Annotated in this window: 16 protein-coding genes; 9 read left to right on the top strand and 7 right to left on the bottom strand. The window is 69.3% G+C overall.

Annotation, left to right across the window (positions count from 1 at the left end):
• Positions 1-140 precede the first annotated feature (140 nt).
• Complete coding sequence (locus IPG61_16665) at positions 141-1,109, top strand: 6-bladed beta-propeller (GenBank protein ID MBK6735673.1); 969 nt, start codon at positions 141-143, stop codon at positions 1,107-1,109.
• Between the two features lie 7 nt (positions 1,110-1,116).
• On the opposite strand, the gene IPG61_16660 is transcribed toward IPG61_16665, so the two are convergent.
• Together IPG61_16660 and IPG61_16655 are read right to left on the bottom strand one after the other, a co-directional pair.
• Positions 1,117-1,866 carry an SDR family oxidoreductase gene (locus IPG61_16660; protein ID MBK6735672.1) on the bottom strand — a complete coding sequence of 250 codons (750 nt, stop codon included), beginning with the start codon at positions 1,864-1,866 and terminating at the stop codon, positions 1,117-1,119.
• Positions 1,867-1,975: 109 nt separating this feature from the next.
• The gene (locus IPG61_16655; GenBank protein ID MBK6735671.1) at positions 1,976-5,590 is read right to left on the bottom strand and encodes a hypothetical protein; all 3,615 of its coding nucleotides are present in this window, start codon (positions 5,588-5,590) and stop codon (positions 1,976-1,978) included.
• Between the two features lie 278 nt (positions 5,591-5,868).
• On the opposite strand from IPG61_16655, the gene IPG61_16650 reads away from it, so the two are divergent.
• Together IPG61_16650 and IPG61_16645 are read left to right on the top strand one after the other, a co-directional pair.
• Positions 5,869-8,079 carry a T9SS type A sorting domain-containing protein gene (locus tag IPG61_16650; protein MBK6735670.1) on the top strand — a complete coding sequence of 737 codons (2,211 nt, stop codon included), beginning with the start codon at positions 5,869-5,871 and terminating at the stop codon, positions 8,077-8,079.
• 87 nt (positions 8,080-8,166) lie between these two features.
• Complete coding sequence (locus IPG61_16645) at positions 8,167-8,409, top strand: hypothetical protein (protein ID MBK6735669.1); 243 nt, start codon at positions 8,167-8,169, stop codon at positions 8,407-8,409.
• A gap of 18 nt (positions 8,410-8,427) precedes the next feature.
• Here IPG61_16645 and IPG61_16640 read toward each other — a convergent pair whose 3' ends face one another.
• The 4 genes from IPG61_16640 to IPG61_16625 form a co-directional block, all read right to left on the bottom strand.
• The gene (locus IPG61_16640; GenBank protein ID MBK6735668.1) at positions 8,428-8,748 is read right to left on the bottom strand and encodes a hypothetical protein; all 321 of its coding nucleotides are present in this window, start codon (positions 8,746-8,748) and stop codon (positions 8,428-8,430) included.
• Entirely contained in the window at positions 8,745-9,152 is a 408-nt protein-coding gene (locus tag IPG61_16635) for a phage holin family protein (GenBank protein ID MBK6735667.1), read from the bottom strand. Before IPG61_16635 ends, IPG61_16640 begins: the two co-directional genes overlap by 4 nt.
• Positions 9,153-9,155: 3 nt before the next feature.
• On the bottom strand, positions 9,156-9,485 hold the full coding sequence (locus IPG61_16630; GenBank protein MBK6735666.1) for a DUF883 domain-containing protein: 330 nt from the start codon (positions 9,483-9,485) through the stop codon (positions 9,156-9,158).
• A gap of 195 nt (positions 9,486-9,680) precedes the next feature.
• Positions 9,681-10,211 carry a hypothetical protein gene (locus tag IPG61_16625; GenBank protein ID MBK6735665.1) on the bottom strand — a complete coding sequence of 177 codons (531 nt, stop codon included), beginning with the start codon at positions 10,209-10,211 and terminating at the stop codon, positions 9,681-9,683.
• A gap of 221 nt (positions 10,212-10,432) precedes the next feature.
• Between IPG61_16625 and IPG61_16620 the strand changes: the two genes are divergently transcribed.
• Entirely contained in the window at positions 10,433-11,689 is a 1,257-nt protein-coding gene (locus IPG61_16620) for a hypothetical protein (GenBank protein MBK6735664.1), read from the top strand.
• A 152-nt stretch (positions 11,690-11,841) separates the two neighbouring features.
• Positions 11,842-14,553 (top strand): serine/threonine-protein kinase, encoded by a 2,712-nt coding sequence (locus tag IPG61_16615; GenBank protein MBK6735663.1) that lies wholly within the window; start codon positions 11,842-11,844, stop codon positions 14,551-14,553.
• Positions 14,554-14,576: 23 nt separating this feature from the next.
• Here the strand turns inward: IPG61_16615 and IPG61_16610 are convergent, their stop codons facing one another.
• Positions 14,577-16,181, bottom strand: coding sequence for a peptide chain release factor 3 (locus IPG61_16610; protein ID MBK6735662.1), 1,605 nt, complete (start codon positions 16,179-16,181; stop codon positions 14,577-14,579).
• Positions 16,182-16,533: 352 nt separating this feature from the next.
• Here IPG61_16610 and IPG61_16605 point away from each other — a divergent pair, with 352 nt between their 5' ends.
• The 4 genes from IPG61_16605 (at position 16,534) to IPG61_16590 (ending at position 19,513) form a co-directional block, all read left to right on the top strand.
• Complete coding sequence (locus IPG61_16605) at positions 16,534-16,935, top strand: hypothetical protein (protein MBK6735661.1); 402 nt, start codon at positions 16,534-16,536, stop codon at positions 16,933-16,935.
• Positions 16,936-16,938: 3 nt separating this feature from the next.
• A complete protein-coding gene (locus IPG61_16600; GenBank protein MBK6735660.1) occupies positions 16,939-17,187 on the top strand; it encodes a helix-turn-helix transcriptional regulator in 249 nt (82 codons plus the stop codon).
• 107 nt (positions 17,188-17,294) lie between these two features.
• Positions 17,295-17,720, top strand: a complete 426-nt coding sequence (locus tag IPG61_16595; protein ID MBK6735659.1) for a hypothetical protein — start codon at positions 17,295-17,297, stop codon at positions 17,718-17,720.
• 89 nt (positions 17,721-17,809) lie between these two features.
• On the top strand, positions 17,810-19,513 hold the full coding sequence (locus tag IPG61_16590) for a tetratricopeptide repeat protein (GenBank protein ID MBK6735658.1): 1,704 nt from the start codon (positions 17,810-17,812) through the stop codon (positions 19,511-19,513).
• The last annotated feature ends 12 nt before the right edge of the window (positions 19,514-19,525 follow it).

Genomic DNA, 19,525 nt, shown 5'->3' with positions numbered 1-19,525 from the left:
CACTGCAGCAATAGGTTATGCGTGGATGCCTGCGGTCTTCGCAGTGGACTTGGCAGGCGATGAAATTGCGCTATCATCTCATGGCGCCGCCGTCCGGCGCCCGGCCCCGGCTGTCTTTTCGCCCGGAAAGGACGCTCCTCATGTCACGTCGAGTGCTCTCCGCGTTTCTCCTGCTGGCGGCGCTGGGGATCAGTTCGGGTTGCGGCTCCGACGACCCGGCGACGCCGCCGCGCGTCATCACCGGCTACGCCTTCGACCGCGCCTGGGGCGGGACCGGCAGTTCCGCGGGCCAGTTCGCGTTCCATGACGGCCCCGGCGCCGCCGGTGTGGCGGTCGACAACGCGGGCCGGGTCTATGTCGCGGACTGGGGCAACAACCGCGTGCAGGTCTTCACCGCGACCGGGGAGTTCGTGCGTGCGTGGGGTACCTATGGCAGCGCCAACGGCGAGATGTTCGCGCCGATCGGCATCGCCGTCGGGCCGGGCGGCGACGTCTTCATCGCCGAGTCGGGGAACCACCGTGTGCAGCGGTTTTCGGCGACTGGAGTCTGGGAGGCGACCTGGGGCGCGCAGGGGAGCGGCGTCGGCGAGTTCGCCAATCCCAACGGCATCGCGGTCTCGAGTACCGGAAGCGTCTACGTGGCCGACACCTTCAATCATCGGGTGCAGCAGTTCGATGTCGACGGCGTGCACGTGCGCACCTGGGGCGGGCTGGGGGCGCTCGACGGCCAGTTCAACCTGGCCTACGGCGTGGCGGTTGCGCCCGATGGCCGCGTCCGCGTGACCGACGGGGGCAACCACCGCCTTCAGGTCTTTTCCGCCAGCGGCGACCATCTGGCGTCTGTCGGGGCCTTCGGCGCCGGCAACGGGGAATTCAACGGGCCGATCGGCATTGCCATCGACAGCGAGAACCGCGCCTTCGTCACCGACCTGAACAACCATCGCGTGCAGGAATTCGGCGAGGCCGGGTACCTGCGGCAGTGGGGCGCTCTCGGCGTGGCGGACGGCCTGTTCAACGGGCCGTACGCCATCGCCGTCGATGCGATGTTCAACGTCTATGTCGCCGACGCCTGGAACAACCTCATCCAGAAGTTCAAGCCGGTGTACTGACCGGCCGTCACGGCATCTGGATGCCGCCGCTGACCGGGATGTAGGCGCCGCTCACGAAGCCGGTCTCGTCATCGGCCAGTGCGGCGACGATTCCCGCGACGTCCGCTGCCTCGCCGACGCGCCGCAGCGGCGTCATCCCGGCGATCGCCTCCACCTGCGCTTCGGGCATGTGGGCGGTGGCGTCCGTGCGCGTGAGTCCCGGCGCCACCGTGTTGACCCGGATGCCGTACGGCCCCAGTTCGAACGCCAGCGACTTCATGAGCCCATCCACAGCCGACTTGCTGGTCGTGTGCGCGCTGAAGCCGTAGGCCGGGTAGCGCGAGAGACCGCTGCTGATGCCGATGATGCAGCCGCGGCGGCGTTCGATCATCGAGGGCATGGCGGCCTTGGCCGGCAGGAAGAAGCTGCGGGCCTCGTCCAGCACCTTGGTCTCGAACTCGGCCTGGGTCAGGTCGGTGACCGGCTTCCAGGGTACCGACGGGCCCGCGTTCAGCACGAGGATCTCGATCGGCCCGAAGGCGGCCGCCGCCGCCGCGAAGAGCGTGGCCACCTGGTCCGCGTCGCGCACGTCGCCGGGCAGCGCCACGGCGCGGCCGCCGGCTTGGGTGATCGCCGTCACCACCTGCGCAGCGGCGTCCTGTCCCTTGAAGTAGTTGACGACGACGGCGGCGCCACGGGCTGCCAGCGAGGCGGCGCAGGCGGCGCCGATGCCCCGGCTGGCCCCGGTGACCAGTGCGGTCTTGCCTGAGAGGCTCATGCGTTCTCCTTGGCCACGGGGGCCCGGTCGTTGAAGAGGAATCTCCAGCGGCGACGATAAGCGGGCCGGGTCCGGCGGGCAAACGTTACGCCATCCCCGCTCATGCACCCTACCGCAGCAGCGTCATCCCCTGCGTTTCGCGGAACGAGCCCGCCTCCAGTCGGCAGAAGTACGTGCCCGCGGCGACGGCGCGGCCCTGCGCGTCATTGCCGTGCCAGGCAACCTCGCGCCGGCCGGCAGCCATCGGTTCGCCGTCGGCGAGCGTGGCTACGCAGCGGCCCGAGACATCGTAGATGCGCAGGCTCACGAGCGAGTCCGACGGCAGGTCGAAGCGGATCATGGTCTGCGGGTTGAACGGGTTGGGCACGCAGGGAAGCAGCTGGAACCGCGCCGGCAGGATTTCCTGGCTGCACGCGGAGGCGATGACGGCTGCTGCGGCGCTTTCGTTGCCGTTCAGGTCGGTGGCCGTGACGAGCAGGTACCCGCGCTCGACGCTGGTCAGGTCGAGTTCCGTGCCGGTCGTCCGGCCGAGCAGCGAAGCGCTGTCGTCGAGGTGATCGCTGTTCGCCTCGTAGACCGAGTAGTGCGCGAAGTCGGTTTCGGGCGCCGGTTGCCAGGCCAGCACGCCCTGCTGCGCACAGGCCAGGCCCTTCGGCGCCGCCGGCGCGAGGTTGTCGACCGACCAGCCGCTGTCCGGCGGCGAATCGAAGAAGACGGCGGGATCCATGGTGTGGGCGCGCAGGAAGAAGACCGACCAGCAGGCCCCGTTCGCGACCGTGGAGTCGCACATCGTCGGCGAGACCACGCTGTACGTATCCTCGCGTCCGGCCGGGACCCAGGCGACGCTGTCCCAGGCGCCCGGCGGGTAGGCAGCCGCTGCGGCCTGCTTGGCGCCGTCGATCCGCCGCCACAGGCTGTAGCTTGCGATCGGCACGATGGCGTCGGCGGCATCGCCCGGGTGCGGCGCCCAGCGCACGCGCACCTGCCGGCCCTGGTCGCCACGGATGTCGGCGATGGATGCGATGCCGAAGTCCGAGACGATCTGGAAGCCTCCGTCGCTCTCGTCTGCCCCACCCGACGAGAGGTCGGTCACCCTGATCGCGTAGGCGGTGGCCTGGCTGCACGGCGTGGGCACCCAGGTGTAGTGCCCGTCGTTGGCCGTGGTGGCGGCGATCTCGCCGCAGACGACGCCGTCGCCGACGAGCTCCAGGCGCACGTTCGCGCCACCGCAGGCCTGGCCGGACCAGGTCACGTCGATGGCGCTGCCGGCGGCGAAGGCCTCGCCGCCGCGGGGATAGGTGACGACGGGAACGCCGGCCGCCTCGATCGTGAAGGCGCCGCTCGCGCTGCCGCTCCCGGGCGCGCCGGCTTCGTCCACCCTGATCGTGTAGGCGCCCGCAGCACCGGTGCAGCGCTCGGGTACCCAGTCAAAGGAACCGGTGTTGGGCGTGGAGGCGGCCAGCACCCGGCACTCGACGCCGTCGCGCAGCAGCGCAATGCGCACGTTCGCGGCGCAGTTGCCGCCGGCCGCCCACTCGACGACGGCGGCCTCGCCCTCGCACAGGTTCGCCCCGGCGGCGGGTGCCGTCACGGCGATCGCGCAGGCGTCTGCGGGCCCGTCCCAGCGCGCGATGTACGCCGACGGTTTGCCGCCCGCCGTAATGCCGTCGATGCCGACGTAGATGCCGTTCGCGGTCCCGAGCACCGCGCGTGCGCCGGTGCTGCCCGTACCGAGGCCGGACCACGTCACGCCGTTCCACGTCCACACGCCCGGCGCCGGGTAGCCGCCGACGATCAGCAGCCCGTTTGCCGACGCCACCGACTGCACGCCGGCGAACGGCGCCACGGCTTCGTAGCCCAGGCCCGCCCACGCATTGCCGTCGTACGCGGCCAGGCCCCTGGCCTCGATGCCGCCGATCGACGTGAACACGCCGCCGGCAACCAGGCGGCCGTTGTGGACACACAGGCCGTAGATGGCGTGGTTCGTTCCCGCGGTGCCCGGCACGGCGTGCCAGGAGCTGCCGTCCCAGCGCGCGATGTCCTGGACCTCCTGGCCTCCGGCCAGCGTGAAGGCCCCGCCGACATACAGGCTGCCTTCGAACTCGGCCATGGCCAGGACCTGGACGCCGCTTCCGCCGAGGCCGGTGCCGAGCGCATGCCAGGCGCTGCCGTCCCAGCGGGCGATGTGGCCGACGCCGGAAGCCGATCCCGCCGCGGTGAAGTCGCCTCCTGCGATCAGGTCGCCGCCGTACACCGCCAGCGCCGTGACGGTGCTGTTGACGCCCGTCCCGAGCGGCGCCCACTGCGCGCCGTTCCACGCCGCGATTCTCGACGCAGCTGTCCCGCCCGCCGTGTTGAAGGTGCCGCCCGCGACCAGGCTGGATCCGTAGGCGCACAGGGCGTTGCAGGCCCCGTTCAATCCCGAGCCCAGCGCGTCCCAGCCGCTGCCGTCCCAGGCCGCGATCGCGTTCAGGGGAAAGGCGGCGCCGCCGCCGCCGTTGAACGTGCCGCCGGCATGGACCGCACCGTTGTACAGGGCCAGCGCGCGCACGTAGTTGTTGTTCAGTCCGCGGCCGTCATCGAGCGTCTGCCACGTCGCACCGGTCCAGGCTCCGACGCGGTTGACGAGGATACCATCCACCGTCGCGAAGGTACCGCCTGTGATAAGCCTGCCGTCGTGGACTTCCAGGCACTTCACCTCGATCGGCTCGCCCGGGATCTCGATCCACGTGGCGCCGTTCCAGCGCATCACGGGCCCCGCAGGCTGGCCCGAGGCCTGGAAGATCTGGCCGCCGGCGATGATCTCGCCCCCGAACACGGTGAGCGCCGCCACGCTTTCGACGAGCCCGCCGCCGACATCATGCCAGGCCGCCCCGTCCCAGCGCGCGACATTGGGCGTCTGCGTGCCGCCCGCCGCAAAGAACTGGCCGCCGACATACAGGTCGGTTCCCTGCACGAGCAGCGTCAAACCCCTGATGCCCGACAGTCCCGTACCCAGGCTGTGCCAGGTCGTGCCGTCCCAGGCGGCGATGCGCGAGACGGCCGTACCACCCGCCGACAGGAAGGAGCCGGTGGCCACGAGTTCACCGTTGTACACTGCCAGCGCCTCTACGGTGGACGAGAGCCCGCTGCCGAGGGCGCTCCATGAAGTGCCGTCCCAGCGGGCGATGAAGCTGACCGGCACCCCGTCCGCAGTCGTGAAACTGCCACCCGCGATCAGGGCCCCGTCGTAGATCGCAAGCGCGTTCACCCGTCCGCTCAGCCCGGCCCACAGCGGCTGCCACGTCGACCCGTCCCAGCGCGCGATGTTCTTCATGCCGAAGCCCCAGTCGAAGTCCCCGGCCACGACGAGTTCGCCGTCGAAGATGATCATGTCCCTGATGGCGTAGGTTCCCACGCCCGGGCCCGTCGGCCGCAGCGCGGTCCAGCCTGTCGCGGCATCCCAGCGCGCGATGTTCAGGCTCGTCAATCCGCCTGCCCGGGAGAAATCGCCGCCGACATAGAGGCTCCCGTCCAGGGAGGCCAGCGCGGTCACGCTTTCGAAGCTCCCGTTCACGTGCGCCACGCCGGTCGGTGCGAACTGCGCGGACCAGTACTCGTCGCCCGCGGCACGGGCCGCCGTTGCGAAGCCGGGGGCCGGGAACGGTGCCGCGAGGCAGGCGGCGAGCAGCAGCGCGGCCGCGATCGTTGGGAAGTGACGTTCGAGGGCGCGCGGCGTGGCCATGGGGTCCTCCCGGATGGCAGGTGGGATCTGGGGAGCGGATAGCGTCATTCTACAGTGCCGGGCGCTGCGGCACAACGGTGCCCATCGGGTGCCGCCGTGGGCGGACTCAACCTGTCTTCTTCCGGGCGCTACACGCTCGCCTGCGATCCACCCAGCGGCGGGGCGGGGATCGTCCTGACCCGGAACACCATCGGGCCCGGCAGCGATGGCCCCCCGCTTGCACATCCTCGCCCGTCATCGCCCAACTCGTTGCCCGCCAACGCAAGGGTTGGTCTCCCATGCCCCGTTATCTTCCGCACCTGATCGCGATCCGGCCGCTGCTGCTGGCGGGGGCATCGCCGGCTCAGATTCCGACCGCGGCGCCCGGCTTCGAGGTCATCGGTCGCACGGCCCCGGGCATCCCGACGGCGCTGGCGCTGGACGGTCGCACCGCCTACCTGGGGCATGGCGCCCGCCTGGAGGCCGTGTCCGTCGAGCAGCCGGCGACTCCGTTGTGCCTTTCCTTCCTGGACCTGTCGGCGGAGGTCGTGGACCTGGTCGTCCGCGACGGCTATGCCTTCGTGACCACGGGTGACGGAGCGTTCAATGTCATCGACGCGAGAGATCCGCGGCGTCTGCGTGTCGCGGCGCGGCTCGAATCGAACGGGAAGAATGGCTACTACCGCCTGGCCCCGGTCGGCAACTTCGTGTTCTGCACGGGCTGGGCGCAGCCTCTGATGGTGGTCGACGTCACCGACCCGGAGGCGCCGCGCGTTGTCGCGACCGTGCCCGTCGTGGCAGCATCCGACGTTGCAGCCGAGGACAACCGACTCTACGTAGCCAGCGCCCCCGGCCTGCAGGTATTCGACATCACCGATCCGCGGGTCCCGGTCTTCCTGGCGGGGTTCGACAGCGGGATGGACTGGATCTACCGGATCGAAGTCCGTGACGATGTGGCCTATTGCAGTTACAACGCCGGCATCATGGTCCTCGACCTGCGCGATCCCGCACATCCCGTCGAGAATTCGTGGATGCCGGAGGACGGATTCACCGCGGGTCTCGCGTTCTGCGGAGCCGACCTGTTCGCGGCTGGGGATCATGTTGCAAGGTACCGTGGTCACGATCCAACACCCATCTGGCTGGATTCGGAGCTTGGACCGGCCGTGGCCGTGGCTGTGGACGGCGATCTGCTCGTCGCGGCCTGCCGCTGGGCGGGGCTCGTTACCTACGAACTGGACGGAGAGGCGGAGCCGCGCCGGTTGGCCATGCTCGAGGCGGGGGTGCCGATCGATGGCATCGCGATCGACGGCACGCGTGCCTGGCTGACCGTTGAACAGGCCGGTGTGCGCCTGTTCGACCTGTCCGACCCGGCGCATCCGCGCCAGATCGGAAGCCTCACCACGATCTTCGGCCCGATTGAAACGCGTATGTGGACGCGCGGTGTCTGCCCGCGTGGCGAGCGTGCGGTCGTGTTCGGCATCGGCGACACGGGCCTGCGCGTGGTCGAGGACGTCGGCGACGGGACCTTGCGGACGATCTTCCGCGCGCCGCCGCCCGTCGACGACGCGGTTCCTTCCTACTTCGCCGCCGTGGCCACGAGCGACGGCTGGATCGTCTGGGGCGAGCCCGGCGTGTTCGGCCTGCGCCTCGACGCCGTCGGTGCCGTGACCATGGAGCGCATCGCCTGGCCCGCCGGGATCCGCACGGCCGCGAGCGCCGGCGAAGGTCTTCTGTACGCCTTCAACGACCGTGGCTTTCTCTGCCTGCTGACCGCCACGGCGGCCGGCGACGTGGAACTGCTGGGCACGTTGTCGCTCAGCGACCCCTTCTACCACCCGACGGCCGCCGGCGCCGGGCTGCTATGGGTCGGCCAGGCGTTCGTCGGTGTCCAGGTCGTCGACATCAGCGATCCGGCCGCACCGCGCCTGCGCGGGTGGGTCGACCTGCCCGGCGACTTCCGCTTCGAGAGCCTGCATGGGGAGATGACCGCGATCGCGGCGTCCGGATCCTCGGCCTTTTTCATGGCCCGGTACCGGGCCCTGGCCGTCGTCGAAACGCCGGATCCGGACGCGCCATCCATGCGGCGTATCTGGGCCGAGCGCATCGGCCCCGTTGCCGTCGCGGCCTTCGCCGATGCGTCCGGCAGCATGGCCTGCGTGGCCAACTGGAACGGGCGCCTCACCATTGTCCGGCCGCCGTTCGCGGCGATTGCCGCCGGCGTGCCGACGCCGGCTGGACCGCTGCCGCTGACCCTGGCACCCAACCCCTGCAACCCCCGCACGACCATAGCCTTCACTTTGGCCGAGGCCGGCCCCGCGTCCGTCAATGTCTTCGACCTCCGCGGGCGGCTGGTGCGCCGGTTGCATCAGGGTGGGCTGGAGGCCGGGCCGCACAGCCTGCCGTGGTCAGGAGATGACGAGCGCGGCAGGCCGGTGGCTGCCGGCGTCTACGTGGTGCGGGTCGAGGGGGCAGGGTGGGCGCAGTCCACGCGGGTGACGCTGGTACGCTGATAGGCTGCCCTGATTGACGATTCCTCGCGCAGCGGGCACAATCGCCTGCCGACCGGGCAGGCCGCCCCGTAACGGAGGAACGCATCGATGTCCCAGGCCGAGATCGTCGCCCTCATCCAGAACGTGCACGAACAGTACGCCGTACTGTTTGCCCAGGCGTTGACGGTCAGCTTCGCGGTCATCGTCGCGACATACTATTTCCTGCACCGGACCTCGGCGCGATTCCGCGTCGCGGTCCTGTTCACCTATCTCGTGGGGATGCTCGTCGGGATTGTCGCTTATATGCTGTTCTGGTGGAGACCGGCGGGGGGTACGGCGGACGACGTATGATGAACATGTGGACGGGCGTCAGCCGTCAACCCGTGATCCATGCCGCGCCCCCGCAAACGTCTTCGCCAGCTTGAACCCCTCGATGCCGAGGGGAATCCACCAGCCCAGCCGCCGCACCCACAGTTTCGCGGCGGCGGGCGCCACCACCGACCAGATCGTGAAGGCGCCCAGCAGCGCGCGATGGCGGTGGACGCGTCGTGCCAGCGACAGGCCGACCTCCACGAAGCCGAGCCGGCGTTCGATGTCGCTGAACGTGGCGCCCACGGCATTGCGCTCGGCATCCGAGCGGGCGACCAGTGCCTGGCGCCGGAGCGCCAGTTCCTGCGCGCGCCCGCTCATCGCTTGCTCCGCAGCTTCCGCAGGTCCTTGTCGATCTCGCCCAGGCTGGCGTCGAAGGGGCGTGGCTTGGCGCGCGCGATGCGGCGGATGGAGAACCAACCCGCCACCGCGACTCCGAGGAACGCCACGGCCATGATGATCGCCACCGGCACGCGCCAGTTCGCCGGGGCCGCAAGCAGGATGGCCACGCCCACGAACGAGAGGCCGACGATCGCGGCGAAGACGCCGGCGAACGACCACACCAGCACGCCGACCAGTCGCGTCACTTCCTCTTCGAGCTCGGTCGACAGCAGTTCGCCGCGCGTCTGCAGCACGGCCAGGACGCGGTCGACCAGTGAGCGCAGCGAAGCGAAGAGGCCCCGCGAGGCTTCCTCGTCGGGGGCACTGTCCAGGCGGTCGTCCACGGCCTAGTCCCTCCGGCCGGCGCGACCGATCAGGTAGCCCAGCCCGGCGGCGACGCCGATGACCAGCCAGGGATTCTCGTGCACGTAATTGTCGGCCGTGCGGGCGGCCGCACGTGTGCGCTCGCCGGCATCGACGCCCGCGACCTTGATGCGCTCGCGGGCATCGTCAAGCGTGCTGCGCACGCGGTCGCGCACCTCGTTGATCTTCTCGCCGGCCTGGCCTTCTGTGGCACGCAGCAGCGCCTCGGCGTCGCGCACGACGGCGCGCAGGTCCTCGAGGATGTCCTCTGGCGTCACGGGGCGGGCGGTATCATTCGGCTTGGGAGTGGTCATGGCGCAAACTCCTTGTGATGGTTGGCGCCCGGCCAACTTCCGGACTCCATACACCACACATTAGGTACGCGCGGGGTAACGGGCAACGCGAAAGAGCGCGTGCGGCCCGGCGCACGGCGCTCCGCATTGCCGAAAGAGGTGCGCGCACATCGTGCGGCGCACCTCTCCGGAATGTCAGGAATGCGTGAAGCGGGACTACTGGAAGCGGGACTTCAGGGAGCCCCAGCTCTCGCGCTCGACGGAGACGGCGCCGCAGGCGGCGCAGGCACCCAGGCCGTATGTGTCCGCCTGCTCGCAGGTCAGGCATTGCATTCCCATGTTGATGACGGCGCCCGGCGCGGTCGTGTCCGTGGCGACGACGAAGGTGTGGGTGCCGGGTTCGAGGCAGACGATCAGGTCGGCGACTCCCGACGACTGCGCGCTGTCCGTGCAGGTGCCGGCCCCGCAGTCATCCATCAGGTAGATGGCGTTGGCGACGCCCGTACCCGGGCCGCCGCTCGCGGCCGCGGCGGCGAAGTGGACCCAGCCACCCGTGGTGAGGGTGACCGAGACCACGTTCAGTGTCCAACCGGTGTGGTCGACGCCACAGATGACCTCGCCGGGCTGGCCGCTCAGGTAATTGAAGAAGCCGTTCGTGGTGCAGGTCCAGTTGAAGTCGGGCGTGCAGTCCAGGGCCAGGGCCGAGGCCGGCACCAGCAGCAGCAGGGCGAGGATCCAGGGGCGCATGGCGGTCTCCAGGGGTTGGGGTGGGCGCCAAAGGTAACCGGACTATTATACTCCATTCTTGGCCGCGGGAAGCGAAAAGTGCGGGCCGGCCCCGCGGTGGTCGGGGCCGATTGACCGGGCCCCTTGGAATCCCTTCCTTCAGTCCGGTGACCACAGCACTCCGATCGTCTGCGGGAAATCACGGGATTCGCTGGGGTACCCACCCGACAAGGAGTATGCCCATGGCGAAGAAGTACATTTCGACCCTGTGTCTGTTGGCACTGCTGGCCGCCATCGCGGCCTGCAACGCATCGGACCCGTCGACCACGGCGCCGATAGCCGCCAGGACGATCCAGGATGGCGGCCTCACCGTCCGTCAGCTGACTGACCGCTCACTCGTGGCCGGGCCTTTCACGTTCGAGCGCTCCGCACCCGGCCAGTTCGGGACGATGCGGCCGCGCTTCGACGAGTTCGTCTTCGAGCTCGACGAACCGGCGATGTGGGAACCCGGCTTCTTCCTGCGCGTGCAGGCGGGCCGCGGCCCCAAGACCGCCTTGACCAGTGCCGTCGTGATGCTGAACGGCCAGCAGATCCTCGGGCCCGACGACTTCGCGGGCGCGCCGGTGGAACTGGAAGTTCCGGTAGTCCTCCAGGGGCGAAACGTCCTGGGTGTGAAGATCCTCGGCAGTCCCGACAGTACGTGCGAGATCGTCATCGAGGGTGTGTTGCTCGGCGAGTTGCACGCACGGGTCGTGTTCCCGGGGCTGGGGGGATTCGTGGCTTGGGCAGTACCCTTGACCCTGCGTGTCTCATGTGAGGGCTGGATCGGCGACGATCATGCCGCCCTGCCTCAGGACTTCCGGACGTTGATGATTCCCGCCGTCTGGAACGGGATGAACCTGAGCACCTACCCTACGTACATTGCGCACGTCGCCGACTTGGTCGCACCGACCAATCCCGCATGGTCCGACTGGCAGCCGTACGCAGCGACCGAGGAAGAGAGGTCTCGTGTCTATCCCGGGCTCAGCGTCGGTCAATACTACCTGTTCGCGGTCCAGGTGCGGGACGCCGCCGGGCGCGTCTCCACGATCACCGACTATAATCCCGGCGGTCGCGAGGTCATGTGGATGCGGGCGTCAAACACGTCGTACCGCCCCGAAATCTATGTCTGGGAAGAGACGCTGGGTGGAGTCGACGCGCCTTCCGCTATGCCCATCGTCGTCACGCCTGGCCAGATCCTGGCGTTCAGCTGGTGGGCCGAAGTGCGCTATTACAATGGAATAGTCGCCTCTTACAGACACGGCTGGGACCTGCTCGATCCCAACGACCCCCTCGATCCGGGTTGGGCGGTGGAACCGGGCCTGGCTCCCGCGAACCAGGCCGCTGAACCGGTTGCTTTCGCCTCCGGCGAGCACATACTGACGATTCGCGCGATCGACGATTTCGGGCAGGTCAGGACCGTGCAGGTGCGGGTAGTGGTCACGCCGGCAGGAAGGTAGGACGGCTTCGCGGATCTGAACCGGTCACGAAAACGGGAGATATTCGGTCTTCTAGATGGTATCATGAACCGAAGACGGCCCTGGGGCGCGCTCCCGGGGCCGACTTCGACCCCGTCCGCGACTTCGTCTGCGACCCAGTCCATTGGAGCCCCATGATTCCCGGCGAGCACGTGGCGCACTACGAGATCATCGGCCCCATCGGACGCGGCGGCATGGGCGAGGTCTTCCGCGCGCGCGACACGCGCCTCGGGCGCGAGGTCGCGTTGAAGGTGCTGCCGACCGACCTGCAGGACGATCCCGAGCGCCTGGCGCGTTTCCGGCGCGAGGCCAAGGTCCTCGCCTCGCTGAACCACACGAACATCGCGGCCATCCACGGCCTGGAGCAGGACGGCGAGCGGCTGGTGCTGGCGATGGAACTGGCGCCGGGCGAGACGCTCGAAGCGCGCCTTGCGCGGGGGGCGATGCCTGCTGAGGCCGTGATCGATGTGGCGCTGCAGGTCGCCGCCGGCCTCGAGGAAGCGCACCAGAAAGGTGTCGTCCACCGCGATCTCAAGCCGGCGAACGTGAAGCTCGGGCCGGAGGGACAGGTCAAGATCCTCGACTTCGGCCTGGCGCGCGCGCTCGCGGGCGAGGAAGGCACAGCCGGCGATCCCGACATGTCGCCAACGCTGACCGCGGCGATGACCGGCGCCGGCGTGATCCTCGGCACGGCCGCGTACATGAGCCCCGAACAGGCGCGCGGGCACGCCGTCGACGCGCGCACCGACATCTGGGCTTTCGGCGTCATCCTCTGGGAACTGCTGGCCGGTCGGCGGCTGTTCGCGGGTGAGACCGTCAGCGATACGCTGGCGATGGTCCTGCGCGCCGACCCGGAGTGGGACGCGCTGCCGCCCGACCTGCCGCCCAGCCTGGTCGGCCTGGTGAAGCGCTGCCTGCAGCGCGACCGCCGGCAGCGGCTGCACCACATCGCCGATGCGCGCATCGTGCTCGAGGAGATCCGGCGCGACGGCACTTCCGCGCACATGGGCGCCTCGGGAGTGGGCCTCGCCAGCGGACTGACCGGCGGTGCAGTCACGATGCACGGCCGTCGCGCACGCCTCGTCGCCGGTGCGGGCTGGCTGGTCGCGGCCGCCCTGGCGGTCGCGGTTCTGGCCTGGCAGGCCATGCGCGACACGCCACCTTTGCCGCGGTCGGTGCGCGTCGATCTGCAGTTGCCCGCCGGCAAGTGGATCGCGAGCCAGCGCCAGAGCATTGCCATTGCGCCCGCAGGCGACGTCATCGCGCTGGCGCTGAACGACTCGACCGGGCGTCGCCTCTATGTGCGGGACCTGGCCGACCCCGTGCTGCGGCCCGTTGCCGGTACCGATGGCGGCGCCACGCCGTTCTTCTCGCCCGACGGTCGCAGCCTCGCCTTCACGCAGGCGGGCCGGCTGAAGAAGGTCGCCCTCGACGGCGGCTCGCCGATCGACCTGTGCGCCAGTGAGTGGGGCGGCGGGGCATGGCTTGCCGATGGTCGCATCGTGCTCACGCGGAGCTACGCGGGCGGGCTCGACGTCGTCGATGCGGGCGGCGGCCCGGTCAAGCCGCTCACCGAGCCCGATCCCGCCAGCGGGGAGCTCGGCCACTGGTGGCCGCAGGTGCTGCCGGGCGGCGAGTGGATCGTCTACACGAGCTGGAACACGCCGATCGAGAAGGCGCGCATCATGGCTTTCTCGTTGCGCAGCGGTGAACGGCGCCTGCTGGTCGAGGGCGGCTCTCACGGCCTGTGGCTGCCGACCGGACACCTGACCTGGGTGCGCGACCTCAAGCTCATGGCCGCGCCGTTCGACCTCGACAAACTCAAGATCACCGGCACGCCGGAACCGCTGCTCGAGGACATCTACCTGAACTCCAGCGACGGCTACTCGAACCTCGCGGTGGGTTCCGACGGAACGCTGGTCTACGCACCCTCGTCGGTCATGGAGTACCCGGTCGAGCTCGTCTGGTCCGACCGGGCGGGTCACGTCAGCCCGACCGGCCTGCCGGTCGGCCGCTACGCGTCGCCACGCCTGTCCCCGGACGGCCGCACGCTGGCAGTCGCCGTCAAGGAGCAGGGCAACACCGACATCTGGCTGCACGACCTGCAGCGGGGTACCCGGACGCGCTTCACATTCTCGCCGACGAGTGACTTCAACCCGGTGTGGTCGCTCGACGGGCGTAAGGTCTACTACAACGGCGAGGAGCCGCAGTACACGATCTACAGCCGTCCGGCGGACGGTTCGGCCGGACCGACGCTCCTGCTCAAGGAGCCGGTCGACACGCTGCCGACTTCCGCCTCGCCTGATGGGCGCCTGCTCGTCTTCACCCGCTCGGATCCGGTCTCCGACAGCGACATCTGGCTGCTTCCCCTGGACGGCTCGGGGCCGACGCGCCCGTTCATCAAGAGCGACTTCGCAGAGGCCAAGGGCGTGGTCTCGCCCGACGGTCGCTGGCTCGCCTACATGTCGAACGAGAGCGGGCGCGAGGAAGTCTACGCGATGCGATTCCCGGAAGGGGGTACGCGCGTGCAGGTCTCGATCGACGGCGGCGACGAACCGCAGTGGTCTGCACGCGGCGATGAGATCGTCTTCCGCGGCGCCGGTGCCTTCCATGCGACAGCCGTCGATCTGGGCGCCGCGCGGGCCGACGATCTGGTCAAGGGACGCCCACGCCGCATCTTCTCGCGCGCCTTCGACGAAGACTGGACGGGCGCCGCCTATTCGTTCACGGCCGACGGGCAGCGCCTGCTGGCCGTGCGCGTCCCGCCGGCCTCGATGCCGGCCACGCTGCGGGTAGTCCTTCACTGGTTCACCGAGCTCGACGAGCGCGGCCGCAACACGCCCTGAGAGCGCGGCCATCGATCCGCAGGCTACCGTGGCGAGACGTGGAGCTTCACGCCGGGATGGCGATCGCTGAAGTAGCGCAGGCTCCATTCGTTGACGAACAGCGCGATGCGCCGTCCCAGCGCATCACGAACGAGGCAGGCGTCTCCCGGCAGCGGCAGGTCCCGGTCCGCGAGCTCGGACTCGACCCAGCGGGCAACGGTCCAGGGCGCCGGCACGATGCGGGCCGCCGCTCCGTATTCGCTTTCGAGACGGTACTGCACGATCTCGAACTGCAGCGGCCCCACGGCCCCGATCAGCTGACGCTGGCGGCTGGAATCGGGCTGCTCAAAGCGCTGCACCACGCCCTCCTCGAGGAGCTGGTCCACGCCGTTGCGGAACTGCTTGAACTTCGCCGTATCGGTGTTCTCCAGGTAGCTGAAGCACTCGGGCGGGAAGCGCGGGATCTCGTCGTAGGCGATCGCCGGGTCCTCGGTCAGGGTGTCCCCGATGATGAGTCGCGAGTTGCCGACGATGCCCACCACATCGCCCGCGTAGGCCTCGTCAACGGTCTCGCGATCGCGACCGAAGACCTTGGCGGCATTCGACAGTCGCGTCTTGGCCCCGGTGCGGGCCACGGTCACGGACATGTCGCGGTTGAACGTGCCGGAGACGACCCGCACGAACGCGATGCGGTCGCGATGGCGCGGGTCCATGTTCGCCTGGATCTTGAACACGAAGCCCGTGAAGGCCTCCTGGTCGGGCTGCACGGTGAGGGACCCGCTGCGACGCGAGCCCGGCGGCAGCGAGTGCTCGAGGAAGCCGTCCAGCAGCAGCTGCACGCCGAAATTGTTCAGCGCGCTGCCGAAGTACACCGGTGTCATGCGGCCCGAGGCGATGGCGGCGGCGTCCAATTCCGTGCCCGCGCCGTCCAGCAGCGCGATCTCGTCCTGCAGGGCGCGGTACGACTGCTCGCTCATGAGATCGCGGATGACCGGATCGGTCAGCTCGACGTTGGTGACCGGCGCCCGGTAGTTCCCCTTCGGCGTCACCTCGTAGATGTGGGCCACCCTGTCGCACCGATCCCAGACGCCCTTGAAGTCCTGGCCCGTGCCCAGCGGCCAGTTCATCGGGTACGCGGCAATGCCCAGGACGTCTTCCAGCTGGTCCAGCAGGGCCAGCGGCTCGCGCGACGGGCGATCCAGCTTGTTCATGAACGTGAAGATGGGCACACCGCGCTGCCGGCAGACCTCGAACAGCTTCCGCGTCTGGTTCTCGATGCCCTTGGCGGCGTCGATGACCATGACGGCGGCATCGACCGCGGTCAGGACCCGGTAGGTGTCCTCCGAGAAGTCGCTGTGCCCCGGCGTATCCAGCAGGTTGATCCGGAAATCGCGGTAGTCGAACTGCAGCACGGTCGAACTGATCGAGATGCCCCGCTTCTTCTCCAGCTCCATCCAGTCGGACGTGGTGGACCGCTGGTCGCGGCGGGCCGTCACCGACCCGGCCAGCTGCACCGCGCCGCCGTAGAGGAGGAACTTCTCGGTCAGCGTCGTCTTGCCGGCATCGGGGTGCGAAACGATCGCAAACGTCCGCCGCCGCGCGATCTCCCGGCGAAGTGTGGCTGAACCGCGGGGCTGGGCTGGGATCATGTCCGTTCCTTCTGCAGTCGATGGCGATCCACCCGGGGACCGGGCAATGGGTCGAAAGATCTTGTCGAAGCGGGATGCGCGCGCCGGTCGGAACGTCGGAGCCGTCAGAGCCGAGTCGGGCGACACCGCATGGATAGGCGGCAAGGCGCGTGCACTGCGGGAGGCGAGAAATTCGGCGACTGTTTCATGGGGGCAATCTAGGCCGCAAACCGTCAGCGGACAAGGACTTGGCCCCGTCTCCGCCGAACCTGCCCTTTTGGTGTCGTGTATTTGCAACACAAAGTAATAAATAGTTGACATCACGAATTTGAGCGGTCACACTGCCCGGGAGACCCCAGACAGGAGGAACCCCATGTCCGCCCAGCAGAAATCGGCGTGGTATTCGCTCGGTATCGGCCTGCTCACGATCATAGCCTATGGCGCGCTTTGGGTGACAGCAGGACCGGGCGTGGCGCCCGCGGCGATGTCTCTCGTGGCCCTGGCCGTCTTCGTGCCGCGGGCCTTTCCGGTCACCCCGGACGAACGTGAGCGGCAGATCGCACGTCACGCCGAGGTGCTTGGCGGGTCGGCGGCCTATCTGTTCCTCGTCGTGACCGGCATGCTGATCTGGCTGACCCATTTCAGGCTGAAGCCGCCCGTCGTCGATGTCAGCGTTCTTCCCGTCCTGATCACGGGGGCGTGGGTGGCCATGCTGGTCGTCCGCTCACTGGCGGTGCTGGTGCTGTCGCGGAGTCCCCTGGCTGCGGGCGACTGAACCATGAACCGGACCGGAATCGGCAATCGCATCCGCCGCCTGCGCTTCGAACACGGTGAGATGACGCAGCAGGAACTGGCGACTCGCTGTGAGGTCGCGCGGCAGACGATCGTCTTCCTCGAAGCCGACCGCTACAGCCCGAGTCTCGCCCTGGCGTTCCGGATCGCGCGCGTCTTCGGTGTTCAGGTCGAAGATGTCTTCACGTGGGCGAACGACGACCGGATGGCCAAGCAGGGTGACAGCCGGGAGTGATCATCCCGGCCAAGGGATCCGACCCGGGAGTCCGCTCTGCGAGGAGCGTGGGGCCACAGCCGATTGTGCGTATATTCCCCTTTGCCGCCTTGCGAGGAGGAATCCCCATGTCGCATCGCCTCATGACCTGCGTGCCGGCTCTCCTGCTGCTGCTGGCCGCGTGTGGCGACAATGACCCCGCGACGACGCCGCCGCCAGGCGGCGTGCTGGCCACTTTTGCCGTCGCCGGCGAACAGTTCAGCGTTCTCGTGACGCACGAGCCGGCCATCGCCGACCTGCTGGCCCTGTGGCAGGGCGGCGGCACCGCGACGATCCCCTCGGGCAAGGTCGTGCGCGGTGCGGCGCCCGAAAACGCGCCCTGGTCCTGGCACCTGGACGGCGAGGACTTCGCGATGGCGGAAGTGACCATCGAGCTGTGCGACGGCACGCCCTCCTATGTCGAGGCCCACCTGGACGAGTGGATCGAACAGGTGGGCCGCTACTGTCCATGGGCTGCCCGGCTGGTGGCGTTGGAGGACCGGCGGTTCCGTTGAATCGGTCCCATTGACCCGCGCCGTGTTCTCGCCGAGAATCTGCCATTGCCAGTGGACCCGCGTTCCTCTCGCTGCCGGGGAGACTGCACGTGTCGACCGTCCCGAAGGCCATCCCGGGCGCGAGCCGGGTCGCCGCTCGATATGTCCTCCCGGGCTTGTTGGCGCTGCTCTGCCTGGCCGTGTTCCTGCCGGCCGCCTCGTTCGAGTTCACGAACCTCGATGACAATGTCTACGTGGTCGACAATCCGGCGCTGGCCAAGGGCCTGTCCGTTGACGGCGTGCGCTGGGCCTTCACCACGCGCCACGGCGACCTGTGGATGCCGGTCACCTGGCTCACCTACCTGGCCGACCACCAACTCGGGGCCGGGACGCCCGGTGCCTTTCACCGCACGAACATCGTGATGCATGTTGCCGGTACGCTGCTGCTGTACTTCGTCCTGCGCCGACTGACCGGTGCGGTCTGGCGGCCCGCGCTGGTTGCCGCGCTGTTCGCGATCCATCCGTTGCACGTGGAGTCGGTGGCGTGGGTGGCCGAGCGCAAGGACGTGCTGAGCGGGTTCTTCTTCCTGCTGGCGCTGCTGCCGCATGCGAAGCCGGAAGTGGCGGCACTGTCGCCGCGCGCCCGCCTGTTCTCGCTCCTCTGCTTCGCGCTGGCGCTGATGTCCAAGCCGATGGTCGTTACCCTGCCGGTGGTGCTGCTGCTGCTCGATTACCGGCAGCCGGGACAGCGTCCCGCGCTGCGGCGCCAGCTCGTGGAGAAGATCCCCTACCTGGCGCTGGCGGCCGCGGCGTCGGCGCTCACGTGGCACCTGGTGCAGACGCGCGACATCGGGGGGCCGGCGCCGCTCGCCCTTCCGGTGCGCCTGGCGCAGGCGATCGGCTATTGCGCGCTGTACCTGGAGCGCGCCGTCTGGCCGACGGGACTGTCGGTGTCGTATCCGCCGGAGGGCCTGCTGTTCACGCCGGCGCAGGTCGCCCTGGCGGCCGGCGCGCTTGCCGCCGTTTCGTGGCTGGCCTGGCGCGGGCGCAACCAGCGGCGCCTGGTGTGGCTCGGCTGGCTGTGGTTCCTCGTCATGCTGCTGCCGGTGCTCGACCTGGTGCAGGGCGGCATGCAGTTGATGTCGGACCGCTACTTCTACCTGCCCTCGATCGGTCTCTTCATGGCTCTGGCGTGGCTCGCCGGGGAGGCAGCCGGGCGCCGGGCCCGCCTGCGGTTGCCGATCGCGGCGGCGGCCGTGGCGGCGGTGGCGGTGCTGGGATGGGCGGCCCATCGGCAGGTGCAGGTGTGGCGCGACAGCCGCACGCTGTTCTCGCACGCCGTGGCGGTCAACGACGCCGACTACCTCTCGCACCTGAACCTGGGCAAGGCGTTCGAGGCCGAGGGTCGCCTGGCCGAGGCGCTGCCGCACCTGCAACGCGCCGCGACCCTGCACGCAGCGCCGCTCTACCTGGTCAATCTCGCCGACGTGCTGCGCAAGCTGGAGCGCCACGAGCAGGCCGTCGCCGCCTATCGCGAAGCCGTGCGGCTGCAGCCGGAGTTCCCCTCGGCGCGCAACAACCTCGGCAACTCGCTGGTGGCGGTCGGCGACTGGGCCGGCGCCGAGGAGCAGTTCGTGATCGCCGTGCGGCAGGATCCGGCTTACCCTGACGCCCATTGCAACCTCGGACTCGTGCGGCTGCGCCAGGGCCGCGCGGACGCAGCCGCCGCGTGCTTCCGCCGCGCACTGGAACTGGAACCGGGGCACGCGCGCGCGGCGGCGCTGCTGGCCAGGCTCGCCCGGGAATCTCGCTGACCTGCCGGCGGC

Source organism: bacterium (assembly GCA_016703265.1).
In the GTDB taxonomy this organism is placed as follows: Bacteria; Krumholzibacteriota; Krumholzibacteriia; order LZORAL124-64-63; family LZORAL124-64-63; genus CAINDZ01.
The sequence above is the reverse complement of the archived record's forward strand: the minus strand, read 5'-3'. Positions and strand labels throughout refer to the sequence as shown.